Raw genomic sequence first — 17,867 nt, forward strand, 5'->3', positions numbered from 1 at the left:
ACTCCGGCGTAGACGCCGGCCAGGATTTCCTCGGTGGGCGTTTCCGGCGCGCGGTACCGACCGGCCGTGTATTCCGGTGCGGGCAGGGCGCGCACGTCGAGTTTGCCGTTGGGGGTCAACGGAATCGCGTCGAGCGTCACCACCGCGGAGGGCACCATGAAGGCGGGCAGCCGTTCGCCCAGCGCGGCGCGCAGCTGGGTGGGGTCGGCGCTGCCGGTGACGTAGCCGACGAGCCGCTTGTCACCGGGACGGTCTTCGCGCGCGACGACGACTGCCTGTGCGACGCCGTCGAATCCGGCCAGGGCGGACTGAATTTCGCCGAGCTCGATGCGGTAGCCGCGGATCTTGACCTGTTCGTCGGCGCGGCCGAGGCAGAGCAGTTGGCCCACACCGGACCCCGAGGGTTCCCAGCGGACCAGGTCGCCGGTCCGGTACATGCGGGTTCCGGCCCCACCGAAGGGGCAGGCGACGAACCGCGACGCGGTCAGGCCGGGCCGGCCGACATACCCTGCGGCGACACCGGATCCGGCGACGTACAGCTCGCCGACGACGCCGGGCGGCACCGGCCGCAACGCGTCGTCGAGCACGAACAGCGCCGCCCCGGGGACCGGCGACCCGATGGGAACCGGCCCCGTCCCGGCCGCCAGCGGCGCGCTGATGGTCACGCACATCGTGGTCTCGGTCGGGCCGTAGGCGTTGACCATCACCCGCCCGGGCGCCCACTGGTCGACGACCTCGGCCGGGCAGGCCTCCCCGGCCATCACCAGCGACACGGAGTCCAGCCCCTCCCGCGAGAGCATGGCCACCGCCGACGGGGTCTGGGTCAATACGCTGACCTGCTGGGCGACCAGGACGTCGTGCAGGTCGTGCGGGGACGCCGCCACCGCCTCGGGGACGACCACCAGCCGCCCGCCGCGCAGCAGCGCGCCGAAGATCTCCCACACCGAGACGTCGAACGCCAGCGAGTGACATTGCGACCAGACCCCCGCGGCCGGCAGGCCCGCGTCCAGGGATCCCAGCAGCTGGGTGACGTTGCGGTGAGTGATGGCAACGCCTTTGGGCACACCGGTGGTGCCCGAGGTGTAGATCAGGTAGGCGAGGTGGTCCGGCCCCGGCGCCGGCAGGGCCGTGTCGGGCAGGGTGTCGACGCGGGGATCGTCGACGTCGATGATCGTCACGCCGCGACCGTCGAGCCGCTCGGCCAGGTCGGCGGTGGTGACCGCGGCGACCGGTTTCGCGTCGCCGAGCATGAACTCGATGCGCGCGTCCGGCGAGGAGGGGTCGATCGGCAGGTAGGCCGCTCCCGTTTTGAGCACGGCCAGGATCGACGCGCCGGCTTCGGCGGACCGCGAAAACAGCAGCGCCACAACCCGTCCCGGGCCCGCGCCCGCGGACGCCAGGCAGTGCGCCAACCGGTTGGACGCCTCGTCGAGTTCCCGGTAGGTCACCGACAGGTCGCCGCACACCAGCGCCACGGATTCCGGGGCCCGCGCGGCCTGCGCGGCGAACAGCTCCGGAATCGACGCCGGCGCGTCGCCGGCCGGCCGGGTCAAAACCGCGTGGTTGCCAAGCTCTTTCAGGCGGGCGTGCTCGGCCTCGTCGAGCAGATCCACCGACGACAGCGGGTGGGCGGGTTCGGCGGTCATCGCGGTCAGGACCCGCTGCAGGCGGCCGATCAGCGCCTCGATGGTCGTGGCGTCGAACACGTCGGTGCGGAATTCCACCCGTCCGCCGATGCCGGCGGCCTCCCCGCGCTTGGTCCACCGTTCGGCCAGGGAGAACACCAGGTCCATGCGGGCCGACTGGTCCTCGACGGGCACGGAGGTCACCTCGAGGTCACCCAGCGCCAGGCCGGCGGCGGGGTCGTCGTGGCCGGCGAAGTTCTGCCAGGCCAGCATCACCTGCACCAGCGGGTGATGGGTCAGGCTCCGGGTGGGGTTGACCCGCTCGACCAGCACCTCGAACGGCACGTCCTGATGTTCGAACGCGGCCAGGCTCTGGGCCTGGACCCGGTCCAGCAGTTCGGCGAAGCTGGGATCGCCGGCCAGGTCGACGCGGAGGACCAGGGTGTTGACGAAGAAGCCCACCAGTTGATCGAGCGCGGGGTCGCGCCGCCCGGCGATCGGGAAGCCCACCGCCACATCGGAACTCGCGCTGACCTTCGACAGCAGCACGGCCAGGGCGGCCTGCACCACCATGAAGCTGGTCGCGTTGTGCTCGCGGGCCACCCGGCGCACCTGCTGCTGCAGCTCGGCCGGCCAGTCGACCACCACGCTGTCGCCGCGCTGATCGGCCACCGTCGGGTAGGGGCGATCGGTGGGCAGCTCGAGCCGCTCGGGCATGCCGGCCAGGGCGCGCTCCCAGTACGCCAGTTGAGCGCCGATGCGGCTGTCGCCGTCGTCGAGGTCGCCGAGTTGGGCGCGCTGCCACAGCGTGTAGTCGATGTACTGCACCGGCAGGTCGGCCCAGTCGGGCGCGCGCCCGGCGGACCGGCTGGTGTAGGCCAGGCTCAGGTCGGCGCCCAGCGGCGTCAGCGACATGCCGTCCGCGGCGATGTGGTGTACCGCGATCACGAGCAGGTGCTCGTCCTCGGTGATGGTGAAAAGCCGTGCCCGAATCGGGATTTCGGCCGCCAGATCGAAGGCGTGGCGAGTTACCGCCTTGACGGCGTCGTCCAGCCGGCTCGCCGGCCACGCGGTGGCATCGACGACCTCCCAGCCGAATTCGGCGCGCTCGGCGGGCACGACCTCCTGCCGGGGCGTGCCTTCGTGCGACGGGAACAGGGTGCGCAGGCTCTCATGACGGCTCACCACGTCGGCCAGCGCGGCGCCGAGCGCGTGCGCGTCGAGCCGCCCGCGCAGCCGCAGGGCCGCCGCCATGTTGTACAGCGGTGAGGGGCCTTGGAATTGGTCGATGAACCACAGCCGGTTCTGCGCGAAGGACAACGGGATGATCGCCGGCCGCTCCGCCGCCACCAGCGGTTCCAGCCGGCCCGAGCTCTCCGCGATGCGGGGCGCCAGCTGCGCAACGGTGGGCGCCTCGAAGACGACGCGCACCGGTAGCTCGGTTTCCAGCGTGGTGTTGATCGCGGTGATCAGGCGCATGGTGGACAGCGAGTCGCCGCCGAGGTCGAAGAACGAGTCGTCGACGCCGACGCGTTCGACGCCGAGGACTCCGGCGTAGATGCCGGCCAGGATCTCCTCGATGGCGGTGCTCGGGGCGCGATATCCGTTGCCGCCCTGGTAGTCCGGGGCGGGCAGGGCGCGGGCGTCGAGCTTGCCGTTGACCGTCATCGGCAGCGCGTCAAGCACCACCACCGCCGCGGGGACCATGTAGGCGGGGAGGCGCTCCGCCACCGCGGCGCGTGCGCGGGCCGGCTCCGCGGTCCCGGTGATGTAACCCACCAGGCGTTTGTCGCCGGGCCGGTCCTCGCGGGCGACGACGACCGCCTGCTCGACCCCGTCGAGCGCGGACAGCGCGGCCTGGATCTCGCCGAGCTCGATGCGGTAGCCGCGGACCTTGACCTGTTCGTCGGCGCGGCCCAGGTAGCGCAGTTGGCCCTCCCCGGATCCGGAGCGGCCCCAGCAGACCAGGTCGCCGGTGCGGTACATGCGGGTGCCGGGTTCGCCGAACGGGCAGGCCATGAACCGCGACGCGGTCAGCCCGGGGCGCCGCCAATAGCCGACGCCGACACCTTCGCCGGCCAGGTACAGCTCCCCGACCACCCCGGCGGGCACCGGGCGCAACCACTCGTCGAGCACGAAGAACGCCGCACGCGTCACCGGGGAGCCGATCGGCGGGAAGCCCGAACCCGCCTGCAGCGGGGCGCTCTTGCACGCCCACATCGTGGTCTCGGTCGGGCCGTACACGTTGACCATCACCCGACCCGGCGCCCAGCGGTCCACCAGCTCCGGCGGGCAGGGCTCGGCGCCGATCACCAACGCCGTGCCGTCTAGGCCGTCGGTGGGCAGCAGCCCCACCGCCGAGGGGGTCTGGGTCAGCACCGTGACGCCCTCGCGCACCAGCAGGGCGTGGAACTCCTCGGGTGAGCGGGCCACCCCGCCCGGTACGACGACGAGGCGCCCGCCATGCAGGAGCGCGCCCCAGATCTCCCACACCGAGAAGTCGAACGCATAGGAGTGGAATTGGGTCCACACCTGCTCGGCCGACAAGGCGAAACCGAGCCGCAGGTCGTCGAACAACTGCGCGACGTTGTGTTGAGTCACCGCAACACCTTTGGGCACACCGGTGGTGCCCGAGGTGTAGATGACGTGGGCCAGATCGGTGGGCGCCGGCGCGGGCGGCGGGGTGCTCGGCTGGGCCGCCACCGCGGGGTCGGCCACGTCGACGACGATCAGGTCGAAGCCGTCGAACCTGTCGGCAAGGTCGGCGGTGGTGACCGCGGCCATCGGGGCGGCGTCGGTGACCATGAACTCCACCCGGGCCGCCGGCAGGGCGGGATCGATCGGCAGATACGCCGCGCCGGACTTGAGCACCGCCAGGATCGCCACGATCGCCTCGGCCGACCGCGAAAACAGCAGCGCCACAAACGCACCCGGGCCGGCGCCGCGGTCGACCAGCAGGTGTGCCAGCCGGTTGGCGGCCTCGTCGAGCTCGCGGTAGGTCATGGACCGGTCTTCGAACGTCAGCGCCACCGCGTCCGGGGTGCGCGCCGCCTGCGCGGCGAACAAGCCCGCAACGGTCACCGGCTCCATCCGCTCGGACAGCACCGCTTGGTTGCCCCACTGCGCCAGCCGGGCGTGCTCGGCGGTGTCGAGCAGATCCACCGACGACACGCGCCGCTGGGGGTCGGCGGTCACCGCGGCCAGCAGCCGCTGCAGCCGGTCGATCATCGCCTCGACGGTGTCCGCGTTGTAGACGTCGGTGCGGTATTCGGCAGTCACGGCGATCCCGGCGCGCTGGCCGGACTCGGTGAAGCGTTCGGCCAGTGAGAACGTCAGGTCCATGCGAGCGGTGTTGGTGTGCAACGGCATTGGGGTGACCCGCAGGTCTCCCAGCGCCAGCCCGGCGGCGGGGGCGGTGACCTCCCCCGGGAAGTTCTCCCAGCCCAGCAGCACCTGAACGAGCGGGTGATGGGCCATGCTGCGGGTGGGGTTGAGCCGCTCCACCAGCAGTTCGAATGGCACGTCCTGGTGTTCGAACGCGGCCAGGCTGCGCCGGCGCACCTGGCCCAGCAGCTCGGCGAAGGTCGGGTCCCCGCCCAGTTCTCCGAGGTCGACCCGCAGCACCAGGGTGTTGACGAAGAAGCCGATCAGGTCGTCGAGGGCGGGTTCGGGACGCCCGGCGATCGGGAAACCCACGGCCACATCGGTACTGGCGCTGATCTTGGCGAGCAGCGCGGCGAAGGCGGCCTGGATCACCATGAAGCTGGTGGCGTTGTGCTCGCGCGCGACCCGGCGGACCTGTTGCTGTAGCTCGGCCGGCCAGTCCACCGCCAGCCGGGCGCCGCGGTGGTCGGCGACCTGCGGGTAGGGCCGATCGGTGGGCAGCTGCAGGCGTTCGGGCAGCCCGGCCAGCGCGTCCGCCCAGTAATCCAGTTGGGCGGCGATGCGGCTGTCGCGGTCGTCCACGTCCCCGAGATGTGCGCGCTGCCACAGCGTGTAGTCGACGTATTGCACCGCCAGGGGCGTCCAGTCGGGGGCCTGCCCCGCACAGCGGCTCGCGTAGGCGATTCCGAGGTCGCGCGCGAACGGGGTGATCGACCACCCGTCGGCGGCGATGTGGTGCACCGCGACCACCAGCATGTGTTCGTCGTCGCTGACGGTGAAAAGCTCGGTGTGCAGGGGGCTTTCGTGCGACAGGTCGAAGGTGTACCGGGCGGCCGTCTCCATGCTCTCCCGCAGCCGGTCCTGCGGCCACCCACGCGCGTCGATGACGTCGCAGGCGAACCCGATGCGTTCGGCGGGAACCACCACCTGCTGCGGGATTCCGTCGGCCGAGGCGAACACCGTGCGCAGGGTTTCGTGGCGGCCCACGACGTCGGCCAGTGCCGCGGCCAGCGCGTCGGCGTCGAGGTGCCCGCGCAGCCGCAGCGCCACGGTGATGTTGTACATCGGCGAGGCGCCCTGGAACTGGTCGATGAACCACAGCCGGGTCTGCGCGAAGGACAGCGGGATCACCGCCGGGCGTTCCCCCGCGACCAGCGGGTCGGGACGGTCGGCGTCCCCACTGGTGAGAAGGGCCAACTCGGCGACGGTGGGTGCCTCGAACACGGCCCGCACCCCGAGGTCGGAATTGAAACTGGTGTTGACCGCGGCGATCAGGCGCATCGCCGACAGCGAATCCCCACCCAGGTCGAAGAACGAGTCGTCGACACCCACACGTTCCAGGCCGAGCACCTGGGCGTAGATGCCGACCAGGATCTCCTCGACGGCGGTGGCCGGGGCGCGGTACCGATCGGCGTCCTGGTAGTCCGGGGCGGGCAGGGCCTTGCGGTCGAGCTTGCCCGAGGTCGTCATCGGGAATTCTTCCAGCGCCACAATGTGTGTCGGCACCATGTATTCCGGCAGCCAGGCGCTCAACCGCTCGCGCACCTCGCCGACCTTGGTGTTGGTCCGGGGGTCGTTGGCGTGGATGGTGCGCCGCCGGGCCCCGTCGGGCGCCAGGTAGAGATCGGTCAGCGCCGGGACGGCCTGGTCGGCGGAGGCGATGAAAACCGCACTGAGAGTACCGGGTTGGGCGCCCCAGCTGACGGCGACGCCATATCCGGCGCGCTCACCGAGGCGGTGCAACTCTTCGGCGACGGTGACGTCCGGATCGGGGTCGGCCTGGGCCAGCGCGTCGGCCAGGGGCAATCCCTGCGCCAGCGCGGCCTCGACAGCGACGTCGGTGATCAGTCCGGCGCGCGGGATGTCGGTGATGCGGACGGCTGGGGGACGCCGCGACGTCAGGGTCTCGCGCAGGCCGCGCAGCCCGTCGCACTGCGCCCACGTCAGCGTGGGCTCGTCGGCCACCGAGCGCACGGCCGCGGGAGCCTTGTGGATGGCGACGTCGTAGCGGTGCCGGTTGAGTTCGTTGTCGGCCATTCCACGTTTGACGCGGATGTCGATCCCGACGGCTTCCGGGCGCGAGCGCGCCCAGGAGGTGAAAAACTCCGGCGCCAAAAGCAATTCGGTCTCGCCGAGCATGGCGTGGCGGACGCGCTGACGGATCTCGGCCGCGTCGGCGGCGTCGCCGCGGGCCAGCGCGATCGCGGTCTGGAACGCGCCCTGCAGGGTGTGGTTGCGGATGTCCCCGATGAAGACCGCTCCGCCGGGCGCCAACAGCTCCATGGCCTTGTCGATGACCTGGGCCAGATATCCCGCGTTGGGGAAGTACTGGACGACCGAGTTGAGAATGATGGTGTCGAAGTGACCCTGCGGCAGCCCGTCGGTGACGTGGGCGGGTTGGGTCAGCAGTTCCACGCGGTCGCGCCACGGCAGCTGCAGCCGCTCCATCGCGCGCGCCAGGTTGTCGATCGCGACGGCCGAGAAGTCGGTGGCGACATACTGGTCGCAGTGCGGGGCGATCTGTGAGAGCAGCAACCCCGAGCCCGCGCCGATCTCCAGCACCCGCCGGGGCCGCAGGGACTTGATGCGATCGACTGTGGCGGAACGCCATTCGACCATCTCTTCGAGCGGGATCGGTTCGCCGGTGTAGCTGCTGTTCCAGCCGCGGAAATCCTCGCCGAAGTTGGCCGCGAGGTCGGCGCCGTACAGGTCGTCGTAGAGGTGCTGCCACTCCTGGACATCTTCGGCGTCCTGCTGCAGATCCCGGTCGGTGGTGGCGTTGTGATCGAGCGTCACGTAGGCGACCAGGTGCGAGCCGGTCGCGGTGTCCGCGACGGTGACGGCGGCCTGGGTCACCTGCGGGCAGGCCAGCAGGGTGTTTTCGATTTCGCCCAGTTCGATGCGCTGTCCGCGCAGTTTGATCTGGTTGTCGGCGCGGCCCAGGTAATCCAGCGTCCCGTCGGACATCCAGCGCACCAGGTCGCCGGTGCGATACATCCTTGTTCCGGGCGCGCCAAAGGGGTTGGCGACGAACCGTTCTGCGGTCAACTCCACCCGGCCCAGATAGCCGTGCCCCAGGGCCGGCCCGCTCAGGTACAGCTCGCCCACCACGCCTACCGGGACGGGGTTGAGCCACGCGTCGAGCACGCGCGCGCACACGCCGGAGATGGGGGCGCCGATGCGAACGGGTTCGCCCGCCGACAGCCGCGCGCAGGTGACCCAGATGGTGGTCTCGCTCGGGCCGTAACCGTTGAACATCTGGCGGCCCGGCGCCCAGGCGTCCACCAGCTCGGGCAGGCAGGCCTCCCCGACGGCGACCAGCGTGTCCAGGCGATCCAGCCGGGCGCGGTCCAGCGTCGAGATCACGGTGGGCGTCAGGATGGCCGCGCTGACCCGCTGGTCGTGCAGCAAGGCGGTCAGCGCCTCACCGGCATACACCTGCGGCGGCGCCACCACCAGGGCGGCGCCAGATCCCGCCGCCAGCAACAGTTCTCCGACCGAGGCGTCGAAGGTCGGCGAGGCGACCATCAGCACCCGCGCGTCCGAGCCCAGACCGAACAGCTCGCGCTGAGCGGCGGCCCAGCCCAGCATGCCGCTGTGGCCCACCGCGACGCCCTTGGGGACGCCGGTCGATCCCGACGTGAAGATCAGGTAGGCGGTGTCGCCCGCCCGCAGCGGCGAGAGCCGGTCGGCGTCGGTGATCTCCTGCGCCGAGCACGCTGACAGGTCGAGACCGTCGAGACGCACGATCGGGCGCGTCCCGGCGCCCGCGACGTCGTCGGTGCCGCACGTCAACACGCACACCGCGTCGACGGCGTCGAGCACCGAGGCGATGCGCTCGACCGGATGGTCCAGATCCACCGGGGCATAGATGCCACCGGCCTTGACGACCGCCCACCACGCCACCACCAGCTCCGCGCACCGGCCGATCGCCACACCGACGGCGCGCTCCGGGCCGACCCCTGCGTCGATCAGCTTGCGCGCCAACCGCGTTGACCACTCGTCGAGTTCGCGATACGACAACGCCCGCGCGCCGTCGATCACGGCGGGCGCGTCCGGGCCCGCCGCCACCGCCGCGGCGAGCAGCTCCGGCGCCACGCCCACCGGCGCCCCAACGCCGGCCCCGGACATCCTCGACAGCACCAGGTCGCGCTCGTCGCGGTCCAGCAGGTCCATCGATGACAGCCGCCGGGCGGGGTCGGCGGTCATCGCCACCAACACCCGCTGCAGGCGCTCGACGAGTGACGCGATGTCAGCGGCGTCGAACACGTCGGCGTCGAATTCGATGTGCAGGCCGAGTTCGCGGCCGGGCAGGGCCTCCACCGTCAGCGGATAGTGGTTGTACTCGCGGTTGGTGAACGCGGCGATGGCCAGGCCGTCGTCGCCCAGGGTCATGCCGCTGTCGATCGGGTAGTTCTCGTAGACGAACAGCGTGTCGAAAAGCTGGTCGTGGCCGGTGACGCGGTGGATCTCGCTGAGCGCCAGGTGCTGGTGCTCGAGCGCGTCGTTGTGACTGTTCTGCAGCTGCGCCAGCAGATCGGCGGTGGTGGTCGTCGCGGTGATGTTGGCGCGCACCGGCACCGTGTTGATCAGCAGCCCGACCATCGACTCCGCGTCGTCGACCTCGAGCTGGCCGACCCGCGACCGCGGGGTGCCGAAGACGACGTCGTGCTGACCCGTGAGCGAGGTCAGCACCAACGCCCACGCGGCCTGCAGCACGGTGCTCAGCGTGGTGTGGTGCGAGCGCGCCAGCTCGCCGAGGGCCCGGGTGGTCTGCGCGGACACGCGAGACTTCTCAAAGCCGCGGCGCCCCTGCCCCAATCGGTCTTCGGGCGCGACCAGGGTGGGAGTTTGCAAGCCGGACAACAGCTCTGCCCAGGCCTCGCGGGAGGCGTCGAGGTCGCGATCGGCCAGCCAGGTGAGGAAGGCCCGGTAGGAGCCGGCGGCGGGCAGGCGCTGCCCGTAGTAGCTGGCGAAGATCTCGCGCAGCAGGATGGGGAGCGACCAGCCGTCGAGCAGGATGTGGTGATTGGTCAGCACGAACCGGAATCGCCGGTCCGCGGTGCGGATCAACGCGGCCCGGAACGCCGCCTGCCCGGCGAGGTCGCACACCGCGGCGCGTTCGGCCGCGCACAGGCGCTCGATTCGCGCGTCGGCGTCGGCCTCCCCGGCGCCGCCGTCGTCGAGCTCGAGGTACCGCCACTCGACCACGGGATCGGCGGGGATGATCTGCACCGGCTCGTCGAACTGTTCGCAGAACAGGGCCGCCAGGTGGGGGTGCCGCTTGACGACGGTGTGCACCGCGTCGCGCAGCCGGTCGGGGTCGAGCGGCCCGGTCAGCGTGAAATCCAGTTGAACCGCGTACATGTCGTCGCCGCCCTGCGCGGTGCTGGAGTGGAACAGCAGCCCCTGCTGCAGCGGCGTCAGCGGCAAGATGTCGGCGATGTGGTGCCGGCGCGCCAGCTCGTCGATCTGCTGTTGGCTCAAACGGGCCGGGGCGATGTCCGACGGGGTCAGCCCCCCGCCGCCGTTGCGGACGTGTGCGCAGACCCCGGACAGCGCCTCGAACCACAGCCGGCTCAACCGGGTGATCTGCGTGGCGTCGAGAACCGATGGCGCCCAAGTCCATTCGGCGTGCAGGTGCGGCCCGGCGCCGGTGTCGATGGTGCCGGCATTGAGTTCGACGGTGTGCATCAGCGGCATGGGCACCGCCGCGGCGGCGCCGATCAACGACAGCCCATCCTGGCTGATGCTCCAGCCCTCCCCCGCCGAATCGGGCGCTGCGCCTTGGCGTCCCAGGTAATTGAAGGCGATGGAGGGGTCGGGCCCGGCGAGGTCGACGTCGGAGTTGAGGTAGCGCAGCAGCCCGTAGGTCAGTGGGTCGGGCAGCGCGCGCAGCTGCTCCTTGGCGTCTTTGATGATGGGCCCCAGCGCCGTGTCGCCGGAAACCACCTGCGCCCAGCGCAACCCGGCCACCGCCAGGGACACCGGGTACTTGGTGGTGAACCATCCGACGGTGCGGGACAGATCGATGTCGGCGCCGAGTTCCTCGTGGCGTCCGTGAGCCTCGACGTCGATGCCGATCGGGGCGCCGGTGTCACCCAGGAATTCCGCCCATGCCAGCCCGAAGGCGATCAACAGAATGTCCTGGATCCCGGCGTGGAACGCGGTCGGCACCTCGCCGAGCAGCATCGCGGTCGTCTCGGCGTCCAGCTCGACCGACAAGCGCCCGGCGCTGGCGTAGGTGTCCACGTTGGGGCGCGCCGCGGGCAGCGCGGCGGGCGCCTCCGTCACCCGCTTCCAGGCGTTCAGCTGGCCGACGACGTCGGGGTGGCGCGCGTGCTCGTTCAGCATTGTCGCCCAGCGGGCAAACGAGGTCCCCGCCGGCGGCAGCTCCACCGGCTGTCCGGCGCTGTGCAGCGCCCACGCAATGTTGAGGTCTTCCAACAGGATCCACCACGACACCGCGTCGACGGCCAGGTGGTGGATGATCACCGCCAGCCGGCCGGTGGATTCGACCCACAACGCGCTCAGCATCGCCCCGGTGAACGGGTTCAACCGCGAACGGGCGTCAAGCAGCGCGTCGTCGGTCAGCGCGTCCACCGCCTGCAGGCAGTCCTGCGCCCACACCGACCCGGGTTCGGGAATGTGGAACGACCAGCCGCCGGTGCCGTCGCGCTCGACCCGCAGCCGAAGCATGGCGTGCCGATCAACCAAGGCCTGCAACACCATTGAGACGTCGGCCGCGGTCACCCCCGCGGGGGCCTGCACCATCACGGTCTGGTTGAACTGGTCGACCGGGCCGGCCTGCTCCGCGCCCTCTAGCCACCGCATGATCGGGGTGGGCGGCACCGGCCCGACGCCCTCGTCGACCGCCTGCGCCGCTCCGTCGCTCACCCCCGCCACCCGGGCGAGCCGGGCGACGGTCTGCTCGACGAACACGTCTCGGGGCCGGCAGGTCAGGCCCGCCGCGCGGGCCCGCGCCACGACTTGCAGCGACAAGATGCTGTCGCCGCCCAGTTCGAAGAAGGACTCGTCGACGCCGACGCGCTGCACGCCGAGCACCTCGGCGTAGATGCCGGCCAGGATCTCCTCGACCGCGTTGCCCGGGGCGCGGTACTCGCCCGTCGTGTATTCGGGCGTCGGCAGAGCGCGGGTGTCGAGTTTGCCGTTGGGCGTCAGCGGGAGCGCCTCGAGGACGACCACCGCGGCCGGCACCATGTAGCCCGGCAGCCGCTCGGCCAGTGCGGCGCGCGCCTCGACGGGGTCGGCGATGCCGGTGACGTAACCGACCAGGCGTTTGTCGCCGGGGCGGTCCTCGCGGGCGATCACCACGGCCTGGTCGACGCCGTCGAGCGCGGCCAGCGCGGCCTGGATTTCGCCGAGTTCGATGCGGTAGCCGCGGATTTTGACCTGTTCGTCGGCGCGGCCGAGGTACTGCAGTTGACCGTCATCGCCCCAGGACGCCAGGTCCCCGGTGCGGTACATGCGCGCGCCCGCCCCACCGAACGGGCAGGCCACGAATCGTGACGCGGTCAGCCCGGTCCGGCCGACGTAGCCGCTGGTCACCCCGTCGCCGGCGACATACAACTCCCCCACGACGCCCGGCGGCACCGGGCGCAGCCAGCCGTCGAGCACGAACAACGCCGCACCCGGCACCGGGGAACCGATCGGCGGGATCCCGGATCCCTTCGTCAGTGGCGCGCTGATCGCCACGCACATGGTCGTCTCGGTCGGGCCGTAGGCGTTGACCATCACCCGGCCCGGCGCCCAGCGGTCCACCACCTCGGCCGGGCAGGCCTCGCCCACCACCACCAGCGACGCCGCCGAAAGCCGCTCGGGCGAGAGCATCGCCACGGCCGACGGGGTCTGGGTCAACACGCTGACGTCCTCGCCGGCCAGCACGTCGTGCAGTTCGTCGGGTGAGCGCGTGACGTCCTCGGGGACCACGACCAGCCGCCCGCCGCGCAGCAGCGCGCCGAAGATCTCCCACACCGAGACGTCGAACGCGTACGAGTGGCACTGCGACCACACGCCCGACGGCGGCAGGCCGGCGTCCAGCGATCCCAACAGCTGCGTCACGTTGCGATGCGTGACCGCGACGCCTTTGGGGACACCGGTGGTGCCCGAGGTGTAGATCAGGTAGGCGACGTGGTCCGGACCGGGCGCCGGCAAGGCGTCGGCGCGCTGGGCGTCGATGCGCGAATCGTTGACATCGATGACCGGCACGGCGTGGCCGTCGAGGCGGTCGGCCAGATCGACGGTGCTCAGCGCGGCAACGGGTTTGGCGTCGTCGAGCATGAACCCGATCCGCGACTCGGGCGAGGACGGATCGATCGGCAGGTAGGCCGCACCGGTCTTGAGGACCGCCAGGATCGACGCGACGGCTTCAGGCGACCGCGAAAACATCAGCGCCACAGTCTGTCCCGGGCCTGCGCCCAGTCCGGTCAATAGATGCGCCAGCCGGTTGGACGCCTCATCGAGTTCCCGGTAGGTCACCGACCGGCCCTCACACACCAGCGCCACGGCCTCGGGCGTGCGCGCCACCTGGGTGGCGAACAGTTCCGGCACCGACATGGGCGCGCTCGCCGGCAGGTTCAAAACCTCCTTATTACCAAGTTCTTCCAGGCGTGTGCGCTCCGCGGACCGCAGCACATCCAGCGACGCCAGGCGCCGGCTCGGATCGGCGACCATGGTCGCCAGCACACGCTGCAGCCGTTCGGCCAGGTCCGCGACGTCGAAATTCGAAAACGGTTGCCCGGTACCGACAGTGCTCAGGAATTGCTGGTCGCCGAATCCGAGGAAGAAGAGTCCGAAGTGGCCAACCGGCCCGAAGCTGGTGTAGGTCGCGGTCGCCGGGATGCCGTTGAGGCTGAGGGTGAGGCGGGCGGGGACGAAGTTGACGACCACCCGGTTGGGCGCCTGCCGCGGGCCGTTGAAGCCGCCTTCGCCGTCCAGCGTCCGCGTCGGGAATTGCTGATGGCGCAACGCCTCTCGAGACCGCTGGTCAACATGCCGGCAAAAGTCGGCGAACGAGGTGTCCGGCGCGGCCTTCAGCACCAGGGGCACCACGCCGGCGAGCATGCCGGGGTGCGTCTTCGACTCCGGGTCGACGCGCCGGCTGACCGGAAAGTCGAGCACGACTTCGTCGGAACCGTCGGCGCACCAACCCCGCACCAGAAGCGCGCAGGCCGCGGTGAGTACCGATGACCGACGGATGCCCAACGTCTTGGACAACTCTTTGACCCTGCCGACCACGGACTGATCCAGTTGCACTGGCGGAGAAGGTGAATACGGGTCTCGCCCGTCATTCAGCGCCGGTGCCGGATAGTCCGCCCCGCTCCCCGCGGGGCGGTGCGCAACCCAATACTCTTGATCTTCACGGAATTTGGCGGACCCCTCGTATTCCAGCTCGCCGCTGACGAGGTCATGCAGGGAGCCGAAGAAGGCGGGGGGAACTGGCTTGCCGGCGGCCAGCGCGGAGTAGACGGCGGCGATACGTCGTCCGGTCAGCGCGATGCCCATGCCGTCGATGGCGATGTGATGGCAGACGGTGAACCAGTAGTACTCGTCGGGACCCGTACGGAACAAAGCGAATTTGATCATCGGGCCGGTGAGCGGCATCGGCGTTCGCTGGATCGATGCCGCAGTCTCGCGGACTTCCCGCTCCGGATCCGGCGATTCCGTCAGGTCGTAGAAGACCAAGTCGACGTCGTCGTAGTCGACGGCCTTCTGGAAGACCTGGCCGTCGGCCTCGAAGAACGAGGCCCGCAGGCTCTCGGCCTCGTTGACCACGTGTCGCATAGCTTGGTGCAACAGACGGGGGTCGATCGCCCCGTCGATACGGACCAGCACGCCCAGCTGCCACGCCGCGTCGAAATGGCCGGCCTGTTGTGCTAACCAGATATCGAGCTGGCCTCGTGTTACCGGGAGTGCCCGGTCACCACCACGCTCCACTGAACCCCCCAAGCTCTACCGAAGTCCTTCATATGACATCGGTGTAAACATCACAAACCGGCGCGGGTCGGCGTGTCGCGGAGGCTTTTCGCCCGGATATCGGGCCAGTGTTCTTCGATGTAGTGCAGGCATGCGGCGCGGTCGGCTTGCCCAAAAACTACTCTCCAACCGGCGGGAACGGTAGTAAAAGTTGGCCAAAGACTGTGTTGTTCTTCGTTATTGACCAGGACGAAAAAACTGCCGCCGTCGTCGTCGAACGGATTGAGCTGCATTGATGGACCCCCTAACACCGAAACGAAACTCCAAGCGCTGCGCACCACACGAAGTACCGTGCGGCACTTAAGGATTGAGCCGTCAGGCTCGATCAGATGCGGTCGAAAACGGCGCCCGTGAGTTTGGACGCGGTGGCAACTGAGCCATGACGGCCATGGCAGACCCCCTACCCGGGTAGGCCACACGAACGTCAATGTTGCCATTCACGCTCCGCGGTGTACCCCGGCCGCTCGTTTCGAAACATTTGAATTACGTTCTCACGTAAGACATTAACAGCGGCCGTTGTTGCACTCGTGTCTCGCTGCCCAGCAAACAACTTTGACGCTCGGCACCGTTGACATCGCCACGACACGGGTGCCATACCGTCCTTTTTCACAAGCGACCTAGGGAAATAATGAATTTGCCGGCCCGGCATTCCTGGCGTCGCTTACGTGAACGAAAAATATTTGCCTCTGGCCCCGTCCGGCGGCTCGGCGCGCGGCGCCGTGGCCGCGGCGTAACCGATAAACCCGCCGCAGCTGCGGGCCGAATCATGGCCTTAACAGCCTATTCGCGGCGCGACGATTCTCAGTAGCCAATTGATACCCGGCGACACCGTCCGTTTGCCGCACAGTGCAAAAACGTACGGACGCTTGCTAAACCGCGATTAGCGCCCCGCCAGCAAGGTCGACACATCGAGCTTCGCCGTAGCTGTGGCGAATCGGATTGCCACGGCGGCGTTCGACCAAGTGTGCGTTTGCTTTCGGGCGTGAAGCTGCGCGCCTACGGCTGGCTACGTCTGGCGCACGATTCAACCGGCCGTTTTGGCCGGCGGGACCGGACAACCGGCAACCCCGGGGCCTTGTGATTGATCTCACGGGCGCGCTTGCACACCGCTCGTCGGCTTCGCCCGAATCCGTTGACCAAGATCAAGATTCGGCGCACAGCGGGCTCATAGCTTCGGGCGGGCCGCGCTCCGCCGCGGCGCCATCCGGTCGCGACCCGTCGGCGTTTAAGCGCCGACAGGTGCGGGTAGAGCTGCGGCCATGTGGGGGTCAGTGCTGGGCTTGGGAATTCTGGCTGCGCTCAACCCGGTTCGTCTCGGGCTCGCCCTGCTGATGATCTCGCGGCCACGGCCGGGACCGAGTCTGCTCGCCTACTGGATCGGCGGGCTGACGGTATGCGTACCCGAGCTCTTGCTCCCCCTGATGCTGCTGAACTTCACCCCCATGTTCGGGCACATCGCGCACGGTTCGTCTTCCCCTTCTACGGGCGCGACCCTCGGAAAGGTTCAAATCGGCCTCGGCGTGATCGGGCTGTCGATCGCGGCGGCGATGACGGTGCGCTTCGTGACGCGCCAGCGGGTGGCGCAACCCTCGCCCGACGCCCGATCGCCGGCACCGTCGTCAGCCTCCGCGGCGCCCATCGCCATGCCGCGGCTGCTGACCCGGGTCCAAGATGTCTCGAGCGACGACGGCTCCCCCGTCCGGCGCCTGCTCGGCCGCATCCACGACGCATGGGAGGGCGGGTCGTCGTGGGTCGCGTGGGTGATCGGGCTGATCTCGGTGCCGGTCGACGGCGTCCTCTTCATCGTCGCGATCATCATGGCCTCGGGTGCGTCGCTCACCGCACAGTTCGGAGCCGCCGTCGCGTTCACCGTCCTGATGTACGCCGTCGTCGAGGTGATCCTCGTCGGGTATGTGGTCACGCCGGCCAAGACGCAATCCCTGCTCCGGGTGCTGCACGACTGGGTGCGGACCTACCACCGGCAGATTTTGGTCATCCTGTTCACGGTGGTTGGGGTGTCGCAGCTGGCCCAGGGTCTGCACATCGTCTGAGCCCCGATCGCGGTCCGCCCCGTGCCGGCGGCTCAGGCCGAGCGCGGAGGGCGCTTCGTCTCGACCAGCGTGCGGGCGATCTGCTCGACCCGGGTGTTCGTCTGCTGCGAGAGGCGGGTCAACAGGCCGAACGCCCCACCGGCGTCGATATTGAATCGTTCCATCAGCACGCCCTTGGCCTGCCCGATCACGTCTCGGGTCTCGATGGCGCGCATCAGTTGCTTGTTCTCGAGGGCCAGCGACTCCTGGCGCTGAGCGTAAAGACTGGCTTCCACGGCGCTAACGGCCTCGAGCGTGTGCAGCAGCTCGGCCGGATCCCAGGAGTCACCGCGCTCGACCTCGCGGGCCACCTCGGCAAGGAGCTGGCTGCTCTCGGAGACTTCCTTCACGCAATGCACCACCCCCACCAGCTCGCCATGGTCGAGCAGCGGGGAGTTGGTCGGCCTCCACACCTTGGGCAGGAATTCGTCGGGGGCGGCGGGATCGGGGATGTCGTAGCGCTGCAGCCGCATCTTATGGGTGTGGCCGGCGCGCATCGCGATCTCGAGGGACGACGCGAGGTTCGACGTCCCCGTCGCCTGCGGGTCCTTGGGATTGTCGGGGAATGCGTCGAACAGGTATTGCCCGGACAACTCGCCGTGTTCCCGGAGCGCGACGCGCTCGTAGGCCCGGCTTGCCGCCCGGATCCGCAGGTCGCGGTCGAGCAGCACGCAACAGACGCCCGAGACCCCTTGGACCATCTCTCGGGCGATCGCGTCGAACTGCCCCTGGTTGCGCATTGTTTATGCCACTACCCGTTTGTAAAAATGCT

4 protein-coding genes (1 of these 4 only partly in view) are annotated in these 17,867 nt (G+C 69.7%); 1 reads left to right on the plus strand and 3 read right to left on the minus strand.

Translation table 11 applies throughout. From position 1 onward, the window contains the following. Window positions 1-14,966, minus strand: the start of a protein-coding gene (locus OCQ_RS13455; protein ID WP_041784987.1) for a non-ribosomal peptide synthase/polyketide synthase. 16,285 nt of this gene lie to the left of the window's left edge; 14,966 of the gene's 31,251 nt are visible here — the first part of the coding sequence; the start codon lies at window positions 14,964-14,966; its stop codon lies off the left edge, out of view. A 50-nt stretch (window positions 14,967-15,016) separates the two neighbouring features. Next, window positions 15,017-15,238: an MbtH family protein gene (locus tag OCQ_RS26080; RefSeq protein ID WP_008257310.1), complete on the minus strand. Its 222-nt coding sequence runs from the start codon at window positions 15,236-15,238 to the stop codon at window positions 15,017-15,019. A gap of 1,026 nt (window positions 15,239-16,264) precedes the next feature. Between OCQ_RS26080 and OCQ_RS13460 the strand changes: the two genes are divergently transcribed. Then, entirely contained in the window at window positions 16,265-17,056 is a 792-nt protein-coding gene (locus OCQ_RS13460; protein WP_029384534.1) for a GAP family protein, read from the plus strand. Between the two features lie 32 nt (window positions 17,057-17,088). On the opposite strand, the gene OCQ_RS13465 is transcribed toward OCQ_RS13460, so the two are convergent. Continuing rightward, window positions 17,089-17,835 carry an ANTAR domain-containing protein gene (locus tag OCQ_RS13465; RefSeq protein WP_014380280.1) on the minus strand — a complete coding sequence of 249 codons (747 nt, stop codon included), beginning with the start codon at window positions 17,833-17,835 and terminating at the stop codon, window positions 17,089-17,091. Between the last annotated feature and the right edge of the window lie 32 nt (window positions 17,836-17,867).

The organism is Mycobacterium paraintracellulare (assembly GCF_000276825.1).
Taxonomy (GTDB): domain Bacteria; phylum Actinomycetota; class Actinomycetes; order Mycobacteriales; family Mycobacteriaceae; genus Mycobacterium; species Mycobacterium intracellulare.